Origin of the sequence: Nocardioides epinepheli (assembly GCF_037936805.1) — a bacterium.
Lineage (GTDB): Bacteria > Actinomycetota > Actinomycetes > Propionibacteriales > Nocardioidaceae > Nocardioides.
In genome coordinates this window covers 33,031-50,778 of sequence record NZ_JBBMMC010000005.1, presented here as the reverse complement: position 1 = coordinate 50,778, position 17,748 = coordinate 33,031, and the positions used below count along the sequence as shown (strand labels likewise).

The window sequence follows — 17,748 nt, the reverse complement described above, 5'->3', positions numbered from 1 at the left end:
GAGAATCCCGGGCTACTTCGCCGTCCGCGTCGCGCCGGCCTTCTTGGTGGTTCGCCTCGCAGCCGTCTTCTTGGCAGTCGTCTTCTTGGCGGTCTTCTTCGCGGTGGCCTTCTTGGTTGCCGTCTTCTTGGCAGCGGCCTTCTTCGCGGTGGTCGTCTTGGCAGCGGTCTTCTTGGCGGGCGCCTTCCTCACCGGTGCCTCCTCGGCCGGCTTGGGCCGCGCCGGCTGGGCGGCCTCCCGGCCCTCGAGCAAGGGCGCCAGGAACTGGCCGGTGTAGCTGCCGGGGTCGGCCGCGACCATCTCGGGCGTGCCCTCCGCAACGACCATCCCGCCGCGCGAGCCACCCTCGGGACCCATGTCGATGAGCCAGTCGGCGGTCTTGATGACGTCGAGGTTGTGCTCAATGACCAACACGGTGTTGCCGGCGTCGACCAGGCGGCCGAGCACGAGCAGCAGCTTGCGGATGTCCTCGAAGTGCAGGCCGGTGGTCGGCTCGTCGAGCACGTAGACGGTGCGGCCGGTGGAGCGCTTCTGCAGCTCCGCGGACAGCTTGACCCGCTGCGCCTCGCCACCCGAGAGCGTGGTGGCGGGCTGGCCGAGGCGGACGTAGCCCAGGCCGACCTCCACCAGGGTCTTCAGGTGCCGCGCGATCGCCGGGACCGCGGCGAAGAACTCGACGGCCTCCTCGATCGGCATGTCGAGGACCTCGGCGATCGTCTTGCCCTTGTAGTGCACCTCGAGCGTCTCGCGGTTGTAGCGGGCGCCGTGGCAGACCTCGCACGGCACGTAGACGTCGGGCAGGAAGTTCATCTCGATCTTGATCGTCCCGTCGCCGGCGCACGCCTCACAGCGGCCGCCCTTGACGTTGAAGGAGAACCTGCCCTGGAGGTAGCCGCGCATCTTCGCCTCCGGGGTGGATGCGAAGAGCTTGCGGATGTGGTCGAAGACACCGGTGTAGGTGGCCGGGTTCGAGCGCGGCGTGCGACCGATCGGCGACTGGTCGACGTGGATGACCTTGTCGACGTGCTCGAGGCCGGTGATCTTCTGGTGCCGTCCGGGCACGGTGCGCGCGCGGTAGATCGTCTTGGCCAGCGAGGTGTAGAGGATGTCGTTGACCAGCGTGGACTTGCCCGACCCGGACACGCCGGTGACCGCGACGAACATGCCGAGCGGGAACGCGACGTCGACGTGCTTGAGGTTGTTCTCGTGCGCGTCGTGCACCCGCAGCTCGCGGCCGACCGTGCGCGGGCGGCGGATCTCCGGGACCGGGATCTCGCGGCGGCCGGAGAGGTACTGCCCGGTCATCGAGTCGGCGTGGCTCAGCAGCTCGGCCACCGGCCCGGAGTGCACGACCTGGCCGCCGTGCTCGCCGGCGCCGGGACCGATGTCGACGACCCAGTCGGCGACCTTGATCGTGTCCTCGTCGTGCTCGACGACGATGAGGGTGTTGCCCAGGTCCTTGAGCCGCACCAGGGTCTCGATCAGCCGCTGGTTGTCGCGCTGGTGCAGGCCGATGGAGGGCTCGTCGAGGACGTAGAGGACGCCGACCAGGCCGGCGCCGATCTGGGTGGCCAGGCGGATCCGCTGCGCCTCGCCCCCCGAGAGCGAGCCGGACGGCCGGTCGAGGGAGAGGTAGTCGAGCCCGACGTCGAGGAGGAACTGCAGGCGCTCCTGGATCTCCTTGAGCACCCGCTCGCCGATCTGCCGCTCGCGCGGGGTGAGGTCGAGGTCGGCGAGGAACTCGCTGGTCTCGTTGATGGGCAGCCGGCAGATCTCGGCGATGTTGCGGCCGCCGAGGGTGACGGCCATCGAGACCGGCTTGAGCCGGCTGCCGTCGCACGCGGGGCACGGGACCTCGCGCATGTAGCCCTCGAAGCGCTCCCTGCTGGTGTCGCTCTCGGCCTCGCGGTGGCGGCGCTCGACGTAGGAGCGCACGCCCTCGAACTGGGCGTAGTAGGCGCGCTCGCGGCCGTAGCGGTTGCGAGCGACGACGTGCACCTTGGCGCGCTGGCCGTCGAGGATCACCTTGCGGGCCGCGGGAGGGAGGTCCTCCCAGGGCGTGTCGAGGTCGAAGCCGACGTCGCGGCCGAGCGCCTCCATCAGCTTGAGGAAATAGTCGGCCACGTGAGCGTGGCTCCACGGCTGGATGGCGCCCTCGGCGAGCGTGGCGGTGGAGTCGGGGACCACCAGCTCGGGATCGACCTCCATCCGGGTGCCCAGACCGGAGCAGACCGGGCAGGCGCCGAACGGGGAGTTGAAGGAGAACGAGCGCGGCTCGAGGTCGTCGGTGTCGATCGGGTGGTCGTTGGGGCACGACATCTTCTCGCTGAACTTCAGCTCCCGCTCGGAGTCCTTAGCGTCGCGATCGACGAAGTCGAACACCACCAGCCCGCCGGCGAGGTTGAGGGCGGTCTCGACCGAGTCGGTGAGCCGGCGCTTGGAGGACTCCTTAACCGCGAGCCGGTCGACGACGACCTCGATGGTGTGCTTCTTCTGCTTGTCGAGCTTCGGCGGCTCGTCGAGGGTGTAGGTCTCGCCGTTGACCCGGGCGCGGGAGAAGCCCTGCGCCTGCAGCTGCTTGAACAGCTCGACGTACTCGCCCTTGCGGCCCCGGATGACCGGCGCGAGCACCTGGAACCGGGCCCCCTCCTCCAGGGCGAGGACGCGGTCGACGATCTGCTGCGGCGTCTGCCGCTCGATCGGCGCGCCACAGGTCGGGCAGTGCGGGCGTCCGGCGCGGGCGAAGAGGAGACGCAGGTAGTCGTAGACCTCGGTGATGGTGCCGACCGTGGACCGAGGGTTGCGCGAGGTGGACTTCTGGTCGATCGAGACCGCCGGCGAGAGCCCCTCGATGAAGTCGACGTCGGGCTTGTCCATCTGACCGAGGAACTGTCGGGCGTAGGCGGAGAGGGACTCGACGTAGCGGCGCTGCCCCTCGGCGAAGATCGTGTCGAACGCCAAGGACGACTTGCCCGAGCCGGACAGTCCGGTGAAGACGATGAGCGAGTCTCGCGGGAGGTCGATCGAGACGTCCTTGAGGTTGTGCTCGCGCGCGCCGCGGATGATGAGCTGGTCAGCCACTGAGGTTCCTGGGTCGAGAGAGATATCAAGCAGGGCCGTGATCGTTCGAACAAGTGTTCGCCAACGGCCCCGGCGCAGGCAAGTCGCCGCGCCGACCGGACCAGCGTAGGTGGCGGCACCGACAGTCCCGAATGCGAGCGGATCGACCCCGGCGCGGTGCGGCGCCGCCGGGGACCGCCCTCGGTGGCGCACGATGACTTCCATGAGCGTCGTCATCGCCGATCTCGGGACCTCATGTCGAGCCGATCTCGGGCCTGATCACCCACCGGGTCCGGAGCGCGCAGTCGAGCCGCAGCCCGGCAGAAACCCGGGACTGGAGGGCGCCCTCCACGCCGCGACGACGCGCTTGGTCCGCAGCGTCGACGCCCTGGCCGACCGCGCCTACGCCGAGCCCTCGCTGCTGCCCGGCTGGTCGCGGGCTCACGTCGTCGCGCACCTGGCCCTCAACGCCGAGGCCCTCGCCCGGGCCGTCCGTGGCGTCCTCGCCGCCGAGGAGGTCGCGATGTACGACTCCGACGAGAGTCGCGATGCCGACATCGAGGACCTCGCCGGGTCCTCCCCCACCGAGCTGCGCAGCCGACTGCTCGGGAGCACCACGGTGCTCGCCGAGGCACTGGGCGCGCTGCCATGTGATGCGCTGGAGACCGAGATCCCGCGGACGCCGGATCGCGCGCAGGTCTTCGTCGCCGGTCAGGTGATGGCGATGCGCTGGCACGAGGTGGAGATCCACCACGCCGACCTCGACGCCGGCTATCACCGCACCGACTGGCCCGACTCGTTCCGCTGCGTCCTGCTCGGGCGGCACGCGGAGCGCGTCCCGGCGACGCTGGTCGCGACCGACCTCGGGCGCACCTGGCAGGCTGGACCCGGCACGCCCATCGTGTCCGGGACCGCCGCCGACCTCGGCTGGTGGCTCACCGGACGCGGCGACGGCGAAGGCCTCACCACCGACGGCACCCTCCCGAGGATCGGAGCATCATGACGGACCAGAGCGGCGACTACACCGGAGACGTGACGGTCGGCGGCGGCGCCGACGTCCGCGAGCTCGGCGACCTGACCATCACCAAGGTCGCCGTCGACGAGAAGATGAGCAACAACTGCTACCTCCTGCGGTGCAAGCACACCGGCGACCAGGTGCTCATCGATGCCGCCGACTCCGCCGAGACCCTGCTCCCCCTCATCGGCGAGGCCGGTCTCAGCGCGGTGGTCACCACCCATCAGCACTGGGACCACCACCGTGCCCTCGCCGACGTCGTCGCGGCCACCGGCGCCGAGGTGATCGCCGGCGCCCCGGACGCCGCCGCGATCACCGAGCAGACCGGCGTCCCGGTCACCCGGACCGTCGGCGACGGCGACACGGTGCAGGTGGGCGACTGCACCCTCGACGTGATCGCGATCGCCGGGCACACCCCCGGCTCGGTGGCCCTCGTCTACCGCGACCCGCACGTCGCAGACTCCGACGGCGGCGGCGGCGACACCGTCGTCAGCCGGCACCTGTTCACCGGCGACACGCTGTTCCCGGGCGGCGTCGGGGGCACGTTCGGCGACGACGCGGCCTTCACCCAGCTCATCGACGACGTCGAGCACAAGGTCTTCGGCACCCTCCCCGACGACACCTGGTTCTACCCCGGCCACGGCGGGGACTCCACGCTCGGCGCGCAGCGGGGCTCGCTGACGGAGTGGCGCGAGCGCGGCTGGTAGCCGCGATGGCCCAGGACGAGCACGACGAGCACGAGGAGCACGCCGAGACGGACGACGACGGGCTCGTCTGGCACTACACCGACGCCCAGGGCCTGCTCTCGATCCTGAGCTCCCACACGTTGTGGGCGACGTCGTCGCGCTTCCTCAACGACGCCGGCGAGGTCGAGCTCGGCTGGCGTGCCCTGCACGCCGAGCTCGAACGCCGGGCCGCGTCCGACGAGTTCTTCGCCGCACTTCTCGAACACAGCGATGACGCGCCCGAGGCGTTCCAGCAGCAGGAGTCCTCCGGTGGCGCCGGACCGTCAGACGGCGAGTTCTTCGTGCTGAGCGCCACCCGGCACTGGGACCTCCTGGCGGTGTGGCGCAACTACGGCGGACGCGGCGAGTCGTATGCGATCGGGCTCGACCCGAACGCCCCGCTCGCCGCGATCGCCGACCGGCGGCCGTCCGGCTCCTCGCCGATCCGCCACCTCTGCTGGGCGCCGGTCCGCTACACCTCCCAGGAGCGCCAGGCGCTGGTCGATGCGGTCTTCGACGACCTCAAGGACGAGATCGAGTGGGTGCGCGACGAGGTCGCGGCAGGTGCGGACCGCGCCGAGATCGAGGCCGGGGTCGCCACCCTGCTCGAGGACATGGAGCAGGCCCTCCTGCTGATCAAGCACGAAGGCTTCGCCGACGAGCGCGAGACCCGGCACTCCAGCATCGTGCTGCCCGGTCACCCGGACATGCCTCCCGGCCTGGTGCGGTTCCGCGCGACCGCCTACGGCCTCGCGCCCTACCTGCGCCTCACCGGCGGCACCGAGGCACCGGTGGTCACCGAGCCGGCGCCGCTGCCGATCCGGGCTCTGGCGATCTCGCCGTCGCCGTACTCGCGAGCGAGCGCACGAACCCTCAGGTCGGCCCTGCACGCCCACGGCTACCCCTCGCTGCCGATCCACACCTCGGGCATCCCGTTCCGGGAGTAGGCACGTCCCAGGGAAGCACTGATCAATGCGGGAGGATGCCAGCGTCGTTCGGGTGGTGGCCTGGCAAGGCGCCGGCGCGCCAGGCAGACTGGGCGTCTTTCAAGCGTCCGGCAACGCCGCCAGGGTGCCGCCCGGGCGGCGCTGGCGCCGTCCGGCATTGATCAGTGGTCCCTAGGATCAGTCGCCGTAGGGGACCTCGGCCTGCCAGTCGGCCTCCGGCTGGTCGACCGCGGCTCGGATCGCGGCGGCGACCTGGTCGGGACTGAACGTGCCCTCCTTGGCCAGGGTGCCGTTCACGGTGAGCGTGACCGCCCGGATCCCGTGCTCGGCGAGGGTGTCGTCGAGGCTCTTGACCAGGTTGCGCAGCCCGGCCTTCTGGACGCCGAGTGAGGCGGCCCGGTTCCAGGGCTTGTCGGCGGCCATGCTGCCGGTGACCGTCACCCGGCTCCCGGGATGCATGAACGGAAGGGCCGCCTGCACCACGGTGAGCAGGGAGCCGACGCCGAGCGCAACGTCGTGGGCGAGCTCGTCGGGGGTGAGGTGGAGCGGGTCCTTCTCCCGGAACGCGCTCGGGTTGAAGTGCACGACGTCGATCGGGCCGAGCGCCTCCCCGAGCGAGGTCACCGCAGCCCGTGCGGCGGCGTCGTCGGTGAGGTCGACGATGCGAGCCTGGACGTGGGCGCCAGCCTCCCTGAGCTCCATGGCGAGGTCGGTCAGCGCCTCCTCGTCGACTCCGAGCAGCCCGAGCGAGCGACCTTCGCTGCCGAAGAGCCGCGCCAACGACCCGCTCACCCCGGGGCCGGCACCTGCCACGATCACGCTTCCGTTACCGGTCTCAGTCATGGCCCGACCCTACGCTCGTGCGCGAGCACGTGGCAGGCTCCGGGGCGTGACCCGGAACTTCTGGCTCGGCCTGGTGGCCTCCGTCGTCGTGCTGGCGGCCGCGGTGGGCATCGCCTTCGCCCTCGACCGGCGCGGCAGCGACGTCGAGCTGCCCGACACGCTGGACGGCATGCACGCCTTCGACAGCGACGCCGGCCAGCGCGAACTCGGTGCCGAGGACGACAAGGTCATCGCCGAGTCGATACGCAAGACCCGCTCGGCCCAGGGGTACGCGGAAGATCAGGTGTCCGACGCCTACGACGGCGCCGACGCCGACATCCGGCAGTACACCCGGTTGACCGACGACGGGAGCAACCGGATCTACCAAGTGACCGCGGTCGCCGCCGAGAGCGGACCACTGCTCCCCGAGGGAGGGTTCCCGGATCCCGAGCGGCTCGGCGTCGCCTTCCCGACCGTCGACCGGACCGTAGACGGCGAGGTCGCCTGCCTGGCTCGCTACAACCCCGTGCCGGACGGCGGCGACGACGTCTCTCCCGACGACCACATCCAGAGCGTCGTCTGCCAACGCACCTCGGGCTCGCTCACCGTCCGGGTCCAGACGGGCGTCGCGCCGGTCGACTCCGTCGTCGACGTGACCAACGCCGCCTGGGACGACCTGGACTGAGCGACTCGCGCCGTCAGGCGAGCAGTGCGGCGATCCGGCGCACCTCGGCCGGGTCGGTGAGGCTCAGCAGCAGCGTCGTCACGCCCGTCGCCTCCCACACCGCCACCCGTTCGAGTACCTGGTCCGCGGTGCCCACGATGTGGAGATCGTCGACCAGGTCGTCGGGGATCAGGGCGGTCGCCTCCGCACGGCGTCCGGCCAGGTAGTGCTCCTGCACCTCGGCGGCCAGGTCGGCATACCCCATCCGGACGAAGACCTGGTTGTGGAAGTTCGCCTCGGCGGCCCCCATGCCGCCCATGTAGAGGGCCACCGTCGGCTTGAGCGCGTCGAGCACCGCGGCGCGCTCCGCCTCGGAGTCGACGATCTGGAGGTGGCAGGTCGCGGCGATCTCGAAGGTCTCCCGGGTCCGTCGCGCGCCGGGGCGCGCGAAGCCCTCGTCGAGCCACGGCTGGTACATCGCGGCCGTCGACGGGGTGTAGAACAGCGGGATCCAGCCGTCGGCGATCTCGGCGGTCTGGGCCACGTTCTTGGGACCCTCCGCTCCGAGCCAGATCGGGACGTCGGCGCGCAGCGGGTGCACGATCGAGCGCAGCGGCTTGCCGAGGCCGACCGAGCCCTCGCCGTCGTAGGGCAGCGGGTAGTGGGGTCCGTCGTTGGTCACCGGCGCCTCCCGCGCCAGCACCCGCCGCACGATCTCGACCACCTCGCGGGTGCGCGCCAGCGGTTTCGCGAAGGGCTGGCCGTACCACCCCTCCACCACCTGCGGGCCGCTCACGCCCATGCCGAGGACCACCCGGCCGCCACTGAGGTGGTCGAGGGTGAGGGCGTGCATCGCGATGGACGCCGGCGAGCGTCCCGACATCTGCACGATCGACGTCCCGAGACGCACCCGTGAGGTCTCACGGCCCCACCACGCCAACGGCGTGAACGCGTCCGAGCCCCACGCCTCGGCGGTGAAGATGCCGTCGAAGCCCGACTCCTCCGCCGCCGCCACGAGCTCCGCCACCCCTTCGGGCGGCTGAGCCCCCCAGTACCCCAGTTGCAGACCCAGCTTCATGGCACTCACTGTGGCACGTTCTCCGGCGGGTCGTTCGCCGGTCGCGAACAGCACTGTCGCCCCGGGCCCGGTCGTCCTACCGTGGCCGGATGGGCGATGTCCTCGCGTTCCCTCCCCCGGCCCGGCGCGCCGTGCCCCCGGTCCCCGCGGAGCCGTTGTGGCGCGAGGTGGTCGGCCGCGAGCTGCGCGCCGAGCGGCGGCGTCAGGAGCGCACCCTGGCCGACGTCGCCGAGGCGGCGGGGATCTCGGTGCAGTACCTCTCCGAGATCGAGCGCGGGCGCAAGGAGCCCAGCTCGGAGATCATCGGCGCCGTCCACGGCGCGCTCGGCTTGCGGCTGGTCGACCTCACGACCCGCGCCAGCCGCCAGCTCGGTGCTCTCCACGGCCCCCTCGCGCTGGCCGCCTGAGCATCCGGTTCCCGCCGGAGGTTGAGCAAGCGAACGCCAGCGAGCGCAGCCCCGGCACCCCTCCCGCCGCCGGAGGTTGAGCAAGCGAGCCCCAGCGAGCGCCGACGAAACCCCCGGCCACCTTCCCTACCAGCGTTCCCGAGGATCCCGAGGACGCCTGCGCGTCTCGTCGGCGCGCTCAACCCCCGACGGGGATGAGCTTCCGGCTGTCCAGGACGCCGTCGGCGACGCCGTACTCGACCGCGGCGGGCGCCGGGAGCACCAGGTCGCGGTCAGTGTCCAGGCGCAGCCGCTCGACGTCGACGCCGGTGTGCCGGCTCAGTGCGTCCTCCATCTCCGCCCGCAGCCGCACGATCTCCTTGGCCTGCACGGCGAGGTCGGGAAGGGTGCCCTGCCCGCCGCCGGCCGGCTGGTCAAGCACCACGCGCGCATGCGGCAGCAGCATCCGGCGTCCGGGCTGGCCGGCTGCGAGCAGCAGGGCGGCGGACGAGCCGACCTGGCCCACGCAGGTCGTGGCCACCTCGCTGCGGATGAACTGCATGGTGTCGTAGATCGCCAGCACCGCCGTCACGCTGCCGCCCGGCGAGTTGAGATAGAGGCTGATCGGCAGGTCGGGGTTCTCCGACTCCAGGTGCAGCAGCTGGGCGATGACGACGTTGGCGACGCCGTCGTCGATCTCGGTGCCGAGGTAGACGATCCGATCGGTGAGCAGCCGGCTGTAGATGTCGACCGCGCGGTCGCCCCGCGGCGTGCGCTCCACGACGCTCGGGATCGTGTAACTGCTCATCCGAGGCCACCGGTCGCGAACGCGATCCCCGCGCGTGCCGGAACCACGGAGGCGACCTCGGTGAGGACGTGGTCGACGAAGCCGTACTCGCGAGCCTCCTCGGCGGTGAACCAGCGGTCGCGCAGGGCGTCGTGCTCGACCCGCTCGACCGGCTGCCCGGTGTGCTCGGCGGTGATCGTCATCATCACGTTCTTCATGTGCTCGAGGTTCTCGGCCTGGATCTCGATGTCGACCGCGGTGCCGCCGATCCCGGCGGATCCCTGGTGGAGCAGGATCCGGCTGTTCGGGAGCGCGAACCGCTTCCCGGGCGTGCCGGCGGTGAGCAGGAACTGCCCCATGCTCGCCGCGAGCCCCATGGCGAGCGTCGAGACGTCGTTGGGGATCAGTCGCATCGTGTCGTAGATCGCCAGGCCGGCCGAGACCGAGCCGCCGGGTGAGTTGATGTAGAGGCTGATGTCGCGATGCGGGTCCTCGGCCGAGAGCAGCAGCAGCTCGGCGCAGATCCGGTTGGCGACGGCGTCGTCGACCTCTTGGCCGAGGACGATGATGCGCTGGTGCAGGAGGCGGTCGGCGGCGCCGAGGGGTGTCGTGGTCGTGGTCATGGCTCCAGCCTGCGAGCGGCCGGCGACGGGTCCAAGCGGATCCGCCGCGGGCGGATCTGCCCACAGCGGATACCGTGTCGGCGTGATCGAGCTGAGGACCCCCGCCCAGATCGAGGAGATGAAGCCCGCGGGCCGGTTCGTCGCCTCGGTGATCTCCGCGCTCGCGGAGAAGGCCGACGTCGGCGTCAACCTGCTGGAGCTCGACGCGCTCGCCCACGAGATGATCCGTGAGCGCGGCGCCGAGTCGTGCTACATCGACTACCACCCGAGCTTCGGCGCCTCGCCGTTCGGCAAGGTGCTGTGCACCTCGGTCAACGACGCCGTCCTGCACGGCCTCCCCCACGACTACGTCCTCCAGGACGGCGACCTGCTGTCGGTCGACTTCGCCGCCTCCGTCGACGGCTGGGTCTCCGACTCGGCGTACTCGATGGTCGTCGGGACCCCGCGCGAGGAGGACCTGCGCCTGATCGACGTCACCCAGCGCGCCCTCGAGGCCGGCATCGAGTGGGCCCGCCCCGGCAACCGGATGGGCGACATCTCCCACGCGATCGGCGAGGTCGCCCGCAGTGCTGGGCTCGGCATCAACCTCCAGTTCGGCGGACACGGCGTCGGCCGCACGATGCACGGCGATCCCCACGTGGCCAACGACGGCCGCCCCGGCCGCGGCTTCAAGCTCAAGGAGGGCCTGGTCATCGCGATCGAGCCGTGGTTCCTCCACACCACCGACCGCATCTACACCGACGCCGACGGCTGGACCCTGCGCAGCGAGGACGGCTCCCGCGGCGCCCACATGGAGCACACCGTCGCCATCACCGCCGACGGCCCCTACATCCTCACCGCCCGCGACTGACCCGATTCACGCTGACCCGTCCGCTATAGCTGACGGGTCAGCGCAAGATCGACGGTGACCCGTCCGCTATGGCTGACGGGTCACCGTGTGAGGAGAGTCAAGCGCGGTCGGATGGATGGAACGTGGGCAGATCGGGCTAGGCTGCGAGAGGTGAGCATCCAGCCGCCGGAGCGTCGCGCGAAGCACCTCATCGACCCCACGGCACCCCGCAAGCGCGCCTCGCCCGAGGAGGTCGCCCGCCTGGAGCGGGTCCAGCGCACGGTGCTCTCGGTGCTCGTGGGCACCACGATCTTCCACCTCGCGATCGGCCTGGTGCTCGCGGCGGTCTTCATCGACGACAGCGAGCGAGTCGCGCAGGTCGGTCTGTGCCTCCTCGGCGGAGCCTTCGGCGTCTGCGCCTTCGCGGCGGCGTTCGTGATCCACCAGCGCAAGAACGTGCTCAGCCCCTGGCTCCTGCTGGGGTTCGCGCCCACGGTCGTGGGGTTGTACTTCATCTTCCGTTGAGGACTGTGATCGACTCAACACCTGTGGTTGAGCCGATCCGGGCTCTGCGAATCGCATTCGAACGCGCCGCTGCCTAAAGTGGATGGCATGACCGGTCACGACGACACCCAGGACCAGAACGACCGCCACGAGTCCGCCGGCAGCACCGCGCGCGAGTTCGACGACTACCCCGTCGGCAGCGTCGCGAGCCCCACTCGCACCCGTCTCTGACGCCGATCCGGCCCGCCCTGCCTCAGGGCTTGCGACCGATCACGTAGAGACGCTCGGTCGTCTCGCCGCGGGACGTCATCGGTCCGCGCTGGTACCACTCGACGTCGGTGAGCCCGGCCGCCTCCATCAGTGAGACCACGGCCTCGCGCTCGTTGAACACGAAGTCGAGGTCGACGTCGCGCTCGAACCACGAGCCGTGGTGGCGCACCTCGGCACCGGAGTGCATCCCGAGCACCAGCCAGCCGTCGCTGCGCAGCGGCCGCACGAGCGCCTCGATCGCGCCGGGCAGCTCCGAGGCGGCCAGGTGGATCAACGAGTACCACCCGAGGACCGCGGCCCAGCCCGAGCCGTTGATCGGCCGCATCAGGGTACGCAGGTCGCCGACCTCGTAGACGCCGTCGGGGAACCGCCGCCGAGCCTCCTCGATCATCTCCGGGGTCAGGTCGATGCCCGTCGCGTCGGCGCCCGCCTCGGCGAGGTACGCCGTGACGTGGCCCGGCCCGCAGCCGACCTCGACCACCGGGTCGGTGCCGGCGTGGGCGGCCACCCGGTCCAGCAGCCAGCGCTCGAACAGGAGCCCGTCGAGCTCGGCGACCATCGCGTCGGCGTACGGCGTCGCGATCGCGCCGTAGGACGCGCGCACCTTGGCGTCGCGGACGTCGGCGCCGTCGGAGAGCACGACCTCTCGATCGACGGCGGGCGCCGCGGCGGACTGCGTCTCGGGCGACTCCACCGGGCCCAGCAGGTGCACCCACCGGGCGTCCTGCTCGCGGGGCTGCTTGGGCAGCTCGCGGACCAGCGGCTGCTCACGCTCGGCGAGCCGTCGCAGGGTCGCCTCGACGTCGTCGCGTGAGCCGAAGTGGTGCAGCCGCTCGGTGCGGGTCTTGAGCGCCCCGGGCGGCTGCGGCCCCCGCAGCAGCAGCACGGTGATCAGGGCCCGCTCGTCCTCGCCGAGGTCGAGGCGGACGGTCAGCGTCTGGAGGTACTTCAGCGTGCGGCGCCCCTTGTCGTCCCAGGTGACCGCGGCGAGCTCGCGCTGCTTCAGCGCGCGCAGGGTCTCGTGGACCACCTGCTCGTCGTAGTCGGTCACCGGCTCGCGGCTGCTCGACTGGTTGCACCCGGTACGCACGGCGTTCACCGTCATCGGATACGACGCCGGGACGGTGACCTCCTTCTCGAGCAGGACGCCGAGGACCCGCTGCTCTTCTGCGGTCAGGACGGGAAGGTCGCTCACGGGGGCAGGGTAATCGACGTCGATGGCTACGCTGTGCCGCCCGGACACCCTGAAGGAGATCGATGCCGCACACCCTGCTCGAGCACGCACGCGCCGCCCGCGGCTTCATGCCCGACGACGAGGGTCTGGTCCTGCGCGACCTCGCGACCCGACGAGCACCCCACGGCCCGCTGCTGGAGGTCGGCAGCTACTGCGGGAAGTCCGCGCTCTACCTGGCCGACGGGGTCCGCGAGTCCGGTGCGCCGGCGGTGGTGTTCGCCGTCGACCACCACCGCGGCTCGGAGGAGAACCAGGCCGGCTGGGAGCATCACGACCCCACCCTCGTCGACGCCGACCTCGGCGTCATGGACACCATGCCGGTCTTCCGCCGCACGATCCACGACGCCGGAGTGGAGGACGTCGTGGTGGCGATCGTCGGGCAGAGCACCACTGTGAGCGCACACTGGCGCACGCCGCTGAGCCTGCTGTTCATCGACGGCGGCCATGCCGAGGTGCACGCCCAGAACGACTACTCCGGGTGGGCGCCCTGGGTGATGCCCGAGGGCCTGCTGCTGATCCACGACGTCTTCCCCGACCCCGCGGACGGCGGGCGCCCGCCGTACGAGGTGTACCTGCGCGCGCTCGCCGGCGGAGCCTTCGAGGAGATCGACGTTCGCGGCTCGCTGCGGGTGCTGCGCCGCACCTCAGGCGAGGCCGGCTCCCCGGTCGGCTGACTCGCAGCCGCACCGCAGCCCGAGCTCGCCGAAGTGCGGGCCGAACGACGTCCCGCGCATGATGCCGGAGCCCGGCGTGCCGTGACCGTAGGTCTCCCCCAGCGCGTCGGCCGCCAGGATCACCGCGGCCGCCGTGTACGTCGTGTGCTCGACCGGCCAGTACACGTCCGGCTTCTCACCGTCGTAGACCCAGCCGGTCCAGTAGCCGCCGGCCTCGCCGCGCAGGTGCTGCATCTGCGCGAACAGGTCGAGCGCGCGGCGCCGGTCGCCGACGGCGTCGAGCGACATGACCAGCTCGCAGGTCTCCGCGCCGGTGACCCACGGGTTGGTGTCGACGCACCGGACGCCGAGGCCGGGCACCACGAAGTCGTCCCAGCGTGGCGCGAGCAGGTCGAGCGCATCCGGCCCGCGGACGGCGCCACCGAGCACCGGGTAGTACCAGTCCATCGAGAACGTGCTCTTGTCGGCGAACAGGTCCCGGTGCTCCCTGATCGCGTGCCGGAGCCGGCCGCCGGCGAGCTCCCACTCCGGCTGCGGGTCCTCGAGGAGATCGGCGAGAGCGACGCCGGCCCGGAGCGACTGGTAGATGGAGGAGCCCCCCGCGAGCAGCGCGAACGACTCCGTCGGCGTCCACCGGATGCCGCCGAAGTCGAGCTGCTGGGAGACGACCCAGTCGAGGCCGGAACGGACCGACGGCCAGAACCGCCGCACGAACTCGACGTCGTGCCGCACCAGCCAGTGGTGCCAGATCCCGACGGCGAGGTAGGCGCTCATGTTCACCTCGCCGCGCGGGTCGTCGACGACGTCGCCGACGATCTTCATCGGCCACGAGCCGTTGCGGCGTTGCTTGGTGGGCACCCAGGCGTAGGCACGCTCGGCGGCCTCGACCTGACCACCGACCAGCAGGGCCATCGCCGCCTCGACGTGGTTCCACACGTCCACGTGCTCCCCCACCGTCCACGGGATCGCGCCCGACGGCTCCTGCATCGAGGCGATGGAGGCGGCGGTCTCGGCGACCTGGTCGGCGCTGAGCACGCCGTCGACGAACGGCAGCGGCTCAGCCATGCTCGAGGTCGGCGGACCGGTCGGGCTTGCGGAAGTAGAGCACCATGCTCTTTCCGATGAGCGGGTCGAGCACCTTGCCGGCGTAGCGCAGGACCGCGGGCTGCTTCATGATCTCCCAGACCAGCAGCCGGTGGTATGCCCTGGCGAGGGGATGGTCGTCGTTGTCGACGCCGACCGCGCACTTGATCCACCAGTACGGCGAGTGCAGTCCGTGCGCGTAGTCGCGGCCCTCGGCGACCAGGCCCGCCTTGGTGATCTTGTCGCCGAGCTCCTTGTCGGTGTAGATCCGGATATGGCCGCCCTCGACGTTGTGGTAGTCGTCGGAGAGCTTCCAGTTGATGACCTCCGGCAGCCACCGCGGCACCGACACCGCCAGGGTGCCGCCGGGGCGCAGCACCCGCACGAGCTCGCGGATCGCCCCGAGGTCGTCGGGGATGTGCTCGAGCACCTCGGCGGCGACCACCCGGTCGAACTCGCCGTCGGCGAACGGAAGCGCCAGCGCATCCCCCTGCTTGATGTCGGCCTCGGCGCCCTCGGGCACCTCCCCGGCCTCCTTCATCGCGCCGAAGAGCTCGAGCACGCCGGCCAGCTCCTCGGCGTCCATGTCGAAGGCGACGACGTCGGCGCCGCGCCGGTACATCTCGAAGGCGTGCCGGCCCGCGCCGCATCCCATGTCGAGCACGCGGTCGCCCGGGAGCAACCCGAGCCGGTCGAAGTCAACGGTCAGCACGGCGGTCGGCCTCCCTCTGGTTGTAGTCGGCGATGGTGTCGGCGTAGGCGGCGGCGACCTGCTCGGCCACGGCGCGCCAGCTGAACTTGGCCTCGACCCGTCGGCGGCCGGCCGCCCCCATCCGGGCGCGGCGCTCCGGGTCGTCGAGCAGCCCCGCGAGCGCCGTACGCAGCTCGTCGACGTCGCCCGGCGTGACCAGGTCGGCGCACTCGCCGTCGGCGCCGACCACCTCGGGGATCGCCCCGGCCCGCGACACCACCAACGGCGTCGCGCACGCCATCAGCTCGGCGGTCGGGAGTGAGAAGCCCTCGTAGAGCGAGGGGACGCACGCCACCTCGGCGGAGCCCATGAGCTCGACCAGCTCGGCGTCGGTCAGGCCGTGCCGGAAGCTGACGGCGTCGCTGATGCCGAGTCGCTCGATGAGCTTCTCGGTGCGGCCGCCGGGCGCCGGCTTGGTGACCAGCACCAGCTCGACGTCGCGTTCGGTGCGCAGCTTCGCGAAGGCCTCGAGCAGCGTCGAGATGCCCTTCATCGGCGCATCCGCGCTGGCCATGGCCATGATCCGGCCAGCGACCCGGGGCTTGGTGGGCGGCACGAACATGTCGTCGACGCCGAGCAGGATCACCCGCATCCGCTCGGGATCGACCCCGAAGTCGATGGCGATGTCGCGCTTGGAGGCCTCCGACGGCGTGAGCACCAGTCGCGCGCGACGCGCCACCTTCGCCTGCATCCGGAGGAACCCGTACCAGCGGCGCAGGGTGAGCTTGCGCCAGGGCGTCTTGGCCTGGGCCAGGTCGATGCGGCGGTCGAAGGTGATCGGGTGATGGATCGTGGTGATCAGCGGCAGCCCGTAGCCCTCGATGTCGAGCAGTCCGGTGCCGAGGATCTGGTTGTCGTGCGCGATGTCGAAGTCACCCGCCCGCTCCTTGAGGATCCGGCTGACCCGGCGGCTGAACGTCTTGGGCTCGGGGAAGCCGGCCACGCACATGGTGGCGAACTCCTCGACGTCGATCAGGTCGCGGAACTCCCTGGGCTTGGGGATCCGGAACGGGTCGGGCTCGCGGTACAGGTCGAGGCTGGGCACCTTGGTGAGCACCACGCCGTCGTCGAGCTCGGGATACGGCTGGCCGGAGAACACCTCGACCTCGTGGCCCAGCGCGACGAGCTCGCGGCTGAGGTGTCGCAGGTAGACGCCCTGGCCACCGCAGTGGGGCTTGCTGCGGTAGGACAGCATCGCGATGCGCATGACCAGAGGTTACTGGGCGGTCAGTTCGGTGCGCGCAGCGCTCCCGGGGCTCCCGAGGTGCTCAGGCGTCGGAGGAATGGCCCGGGAACACGTGGGCCGACGGGTCGATCGCGACCGCGGCGTTGTTGACCGCGGTGGCCGCCTCCCCGAAGCCGACCGCGATCAGGCGCACCTTGCCCGGATACTCGGTGATGTCGCCGGCGGCGAACACCCGGGGCAGGTTGGTCTGCATGGCGGAGTCGACGAGCACGTGACGCCGCGAGACCTCGATGCCCCAGCTCTGGATCGCGCCGAGGTCGGCCACGAAGCCGAGGGCCGCCACGACGGCCTGGCACGGGCGGGTCGTGACGTCGTCCCCGATCGTGATCTCGACCGACTCGACGGTCGGGTCGCCCTGCAGCGCGGTGACCTGGGCCTTGGTGACGATCTCGACGTCGGAGGCACGAACCTGCTCGACGGTGCGCTCGTGCGCCCGGAACGAGTCGCGACGGTGCACCAGGGTGACCGAGCGCGCGACCGGCTCGAGGTGCAGGGCCCAGTCGAAGGCGCTGTCGCCTCCCCCGACGATGACGACGTCTTTGCCCGCGTACGGCGCGAAGCTCGGCACGAAGAACTCCAGGCCGCGACCGACCCAGTCCTCGCCGGCGGGAAGCGGCCGGGGCGAGAACTTGCCGATGCCGGCGCTGATGATCACCGCGCCCGCCCGCACGGTGGTGCCGTCGTCGAGGCCGACTGTCACGCCGTCGTCGTCGGTTTCCAGCGTGGTGGCCGAGCGTCCCAGGAGGTACTCCGGCTTGGCGGAGTTGGCCTGCTCGACCAGCCCCTCGACGAGGTCTCGGCCCTTCACGCTGGGGAATCCGGCGACGTCGAGGATCTGCTTCTCCGGATACATCGCGGTGATCTGTCCGCCGAGCTCGGGCAGCGAGTCGACCACGGCGACGCGGAGGCCGCGGAAGCCCGCGTAGTAGGTGGCGAACAGCCCGGTGGGTCCGGCACCGATGATCAGGAGGTCGACGTCGACATTGGTCACCTGTCCGATCCTCCCCGGTCGGACCGCAGTCGACAATGGCACGCTCTCTAGGATGGGAC

The 17,748-nt window shown here is 71.1% G+C and carries 19 protein-coding genes; 9 read left to right on the top strand and 10 right to left on the bottom strand.

Annotation, left to right across the window (positions count from 1 at the left end):
• Positions 1–12 precede the first annotated feature (12 nt).
• On the bottom strand, positions 13–3,081 hold the full coding sequence (uvrA, locus tag WMR31_RS08320) for an excinuclease ABC subunit UvrA (protein WP_340538329.1): 3,069 nt from the start codon (positions 3,079–3,081) through the stop codon (positions 13–15).
• 202 nt (positions 3,082–3,283) lie between these two features.
• Between uvrA and WMR31_RS08315 the strand changes: the two genes are divergently transcribed.
• The 3 genes from WMR31_RS08315 to WMR31_RS08305 are packed head-to-tail and all read left to right on the top strand — an operon-like array spanning position 3,284 to position 5,747.
• Positions 3,284–4,063 carry a maleylpyruvate isomerase family mycothiol-dependent enzyme gene (locus WMR31_RS08315; protein ID WP_340538328.1) on the top strand — a complete coding sequence of 260 codons (780 nt, stop codon included), beginning with the start codon at positions 3,284–3,286 and terminating at the stop codon, positions 4,061–4,063.
• Positions 4,060–4,782 (top strand): MBL fold metallo-hydrolase, encoded by a 723-nt coding sequence (locus WMR31_RS08310; protein ID WP_340538327.1) that lies wholly within the window; start codon positions 4,060–4,062, stop codon positions 4,780–4,782. Before WMR31_RS08315 ends, WMR31_RS08310 begins: the two co-directional genes overlap by 4 nt.
• A 5-nt stretch (positions 4,783–4,787) precedes the next feature.
• Entirely contained in the window at positions 4,788–5,747 is a 960-nt protein-coding gene (locus tag WMR31_RS08305) for a DUF2971 domain-containing protein (protein WP_340538326.1), read from the top strand.
• A gap of 177 nt (positions 5,748–5,924) precedes the next feature.
• Here the strand turns inward: WMR31_RS08305 and WMR31_RS08300 are convergent, their stop codons facing one another.
• The gene (locus WMR31_RS08300; protein ID WP_340538325.1) at positions 5,925–6,590 is read right to left on the bottom strand and encodes an SDR family oxidoreductase; all 666 of its coding nucleotides are present in this window, start codon (positions 6,588–6,590) and stop codon (positions 5,925–5,927) included.
• A 46-nt stretch (positions 6,591–6,636) separates the two neighbouring features.
• Between WMR31_RS08300 and WMR31_RS08295 the strand changes: the two genes are divergently transcribed.
• Positions 6,637–7,254, top strand: a complete 618-nt coding sequence (locus WMR31_RS08295; protein ID WP_340538324.1) for a hypothetical protein — start codon at positions 6,637–6,639, stop codon at positions 7,252–7,254.
• 13 nt (positions 7,255–7,267) lie between these two features.
• Here WMR31_RS08295 and WMR31_RS08290 read toward each other — a convergent pair whose 3' ends face one another.
• On the bottom strand, positions 7,268–8,311 hold the full coding sequence (locus WMR31_RS08290; protein WP_340538323.1) for an LLM class F420-dependent oxidoreductase: 1,044 nt from the start codon (positions 8,309–8,311) through the stop codon (positions 7,268–7,270).
• Positions 8,312–8,400: 89 nt separating this feature from the next.
• Between WMR31_RS08290 and WMR31_RS08285 the strand changes: the two genes are divergently transcribed.
• Positions 8,401–8,718 carry a helix-turn-helix domain-containing protein gene (locus WMR31_RS08285; RefSeq protein WP_340538322.1) on the top strand — a complete coding sequence of 106 codons (318 nt, stop codon included), beginning with the start codon at positions 8,401–8,403 and terminating at the stop codon, positions 8,716–8,718.
• 178 nt (positions 8,719–8,896) lie between these two features.
• Here WMR31_RS08285 and WMR31_RS08280 read toward each other — a convergent pair whose 3' ends face one another.
• Together WMR31_RS08280 and WMR31_RS08275 are read right to left on the bottom strand one after the other, a co-directional pair.
• Positions 8,897–9,505, bottom strand: a complete 609-nt coding sequence (locus WMR31_RS08280) for a ClpP family protease (RefSeq protein WP_340538321.1) — start codon at positions 9,503–9,505, stop codon at positions 8,897–8,899.
• On the bottom strand, positions 9,502–10,107 hold the full coding sequence (locus WMR31_RS08275) for a ClpP family protease (RefSeq protein ID WP_340538320.1): 606 nt from the start codon (positions 10,105–10,107) through the stop codon (positions 9,502–9,504). The genes WMR31_RS08280 and WMR31_RS08275 overlap by 4 nt, the downstream gene beginning before the upstream one ends.
• A gap of 82 nt (positions 10,108–10,189) precedes the next feature.
• Here WMR31_RS08275 and map point away from each other — a divergent pair, with 82 nt between their 5' ends.
• The 3 genes from map to WMR31_RS08260 all read left to right on the top strand — a co-directional run bounded on the left by map (position 10,190) and on the right by WMR31_RS08260 (position 11,671).
• Positions 10,190–10,957, top strand: coding sequence for a type I methionyl aminopeptidase (map, locus tag WMR31_RS08270; RefSeq protein ID WP_340538319.1), 768 nt, complete (start codon positions 10,190–10,192; stop codon positions 10,955–10,957).
• A 150-nt stretch (positions 10,958–11,107) separates the two neighbouring features.
• Positions 11,108–11,461 carry a hypothetical protein gene (locus tag WMR31_RS08265; RefSeq protein WP_340538318.1) on the top strand — a complete coding sequence of 118 codons (354 nt, stop codon included), beginning with the start codon at positions 11,108–11,110 and terminating at the stop codon, positions 11,459–11,461.
• Between the two features lie 87 nt (positions 11,462–11,548).
• On the top strand, positions 11,549–11,671 hold the full coding sequence (locus tag WMR31_RS08260; RefSeq protein WP_340538317.1) for a hypothetical protein: 123 nt from the start codon (positions 11,549–11,551) through the stop codon (positions 11,669–11,671).
• Between the two features lie 22 nt (positions 11,672–11,693).
• Here WMR31_RS08260 and WMR31_RS08255 read toward each other — a convergent pair whose 3' ends face one another.
• Positions 11,694–12,905: a DUF480 domain-containing protein gene (locus tag WMR31_RS08255; protein WP_340538316.1), complete on the bottom strand. Its 1,212-nt coding sequence runs from the start codon at positions 12,903–12,905 to the stop codon at positions 11,694–11,696.
• Positions 12,906–12,967: 62 nt separating this feature from the next.
• On the opposite strand from WMR31_RS08255, the gene WMR31_RS08250 reads away from it, so the two are divergent.
• Complete coding sequence (locus tag WMR31_RS08250; RefSeq protein WP_340538315.1) at positions 12,968–13,618, top strand: class I SAM-dependent methyltransferase; 651 nt, start codon at positions 12,968–12,970, stop codon at positions 13,616–13,618.
• On the opposite strand, the gene WMR31_RS08245 is transcribed toward WMR31_RS08250, so the two are convergent.
• The 4 genes from WMR31_RS08245 to WMR31_RS08230 form a co-directional block, all read right to left on the bottom strand.
• Positions 13,589–14,683 carry a prenyltransferase/squalene oxidase repeat-containing protein gene (locus tag WMR31_RS08245; RefSeq protein ID WP_340538314.1) on the bottom strand — a complete coding sequence of 365 codons (1,095 nt, stop codon included), beginning with the start codon at positions 14,681–14,683 and terminating at the stop codon, positions 13,589–13,591. The two genes, WMR31_RS08250 and WMR31_RS08245, sit on opposite strands and share 30 nt — an antisense overlap.
• A complete protein-coding gene (locus WMR31_RS08240; RefSeq protein WP_340538313.1) occupies positions 14,676–15,413 on the bottom strand; it encodes a class I SAM-dependent methyltransferase in 738 nt (245 codons plus the stop codon). Before WMR31_RS08240 ends, WMR31_RS08245 begins: the two co-directional genes overlap by 8 nt.
• Positions 15,400–16,659, bottom strand: a complete 1,260-nt coding sequence (locus tag WMR31_RS08235; protein WP_340538312.1) for a glycosyltransferase family 4 protein — start codon at positions 16,657–16,659, stop codon at positions 15,400–15,402. The genes WMR31_RS08240 and WMR31_RS08235 overlap by 14 nt, the downstream gene beginning before the upstream one ends.
• 61 nt (positions 16,660–16,720) lie before the next feature.
• Positions 16,721–17,689 carry an NAD(P)/FAD-dependent oxidoreductase gene (locus tag WMR31_RS08230; protein ID WP_340538311.1) on the bottom strand — a complete coding sequence of 323 codons (969 nt, stop codon included), beginning with the start codon at positions 17,687–17,689 and terminating at the stop codon, positions 16,721–16,723.
• Between the last annotated feature and the right edge of the window lie 59 nt (positions 17,690–17,748).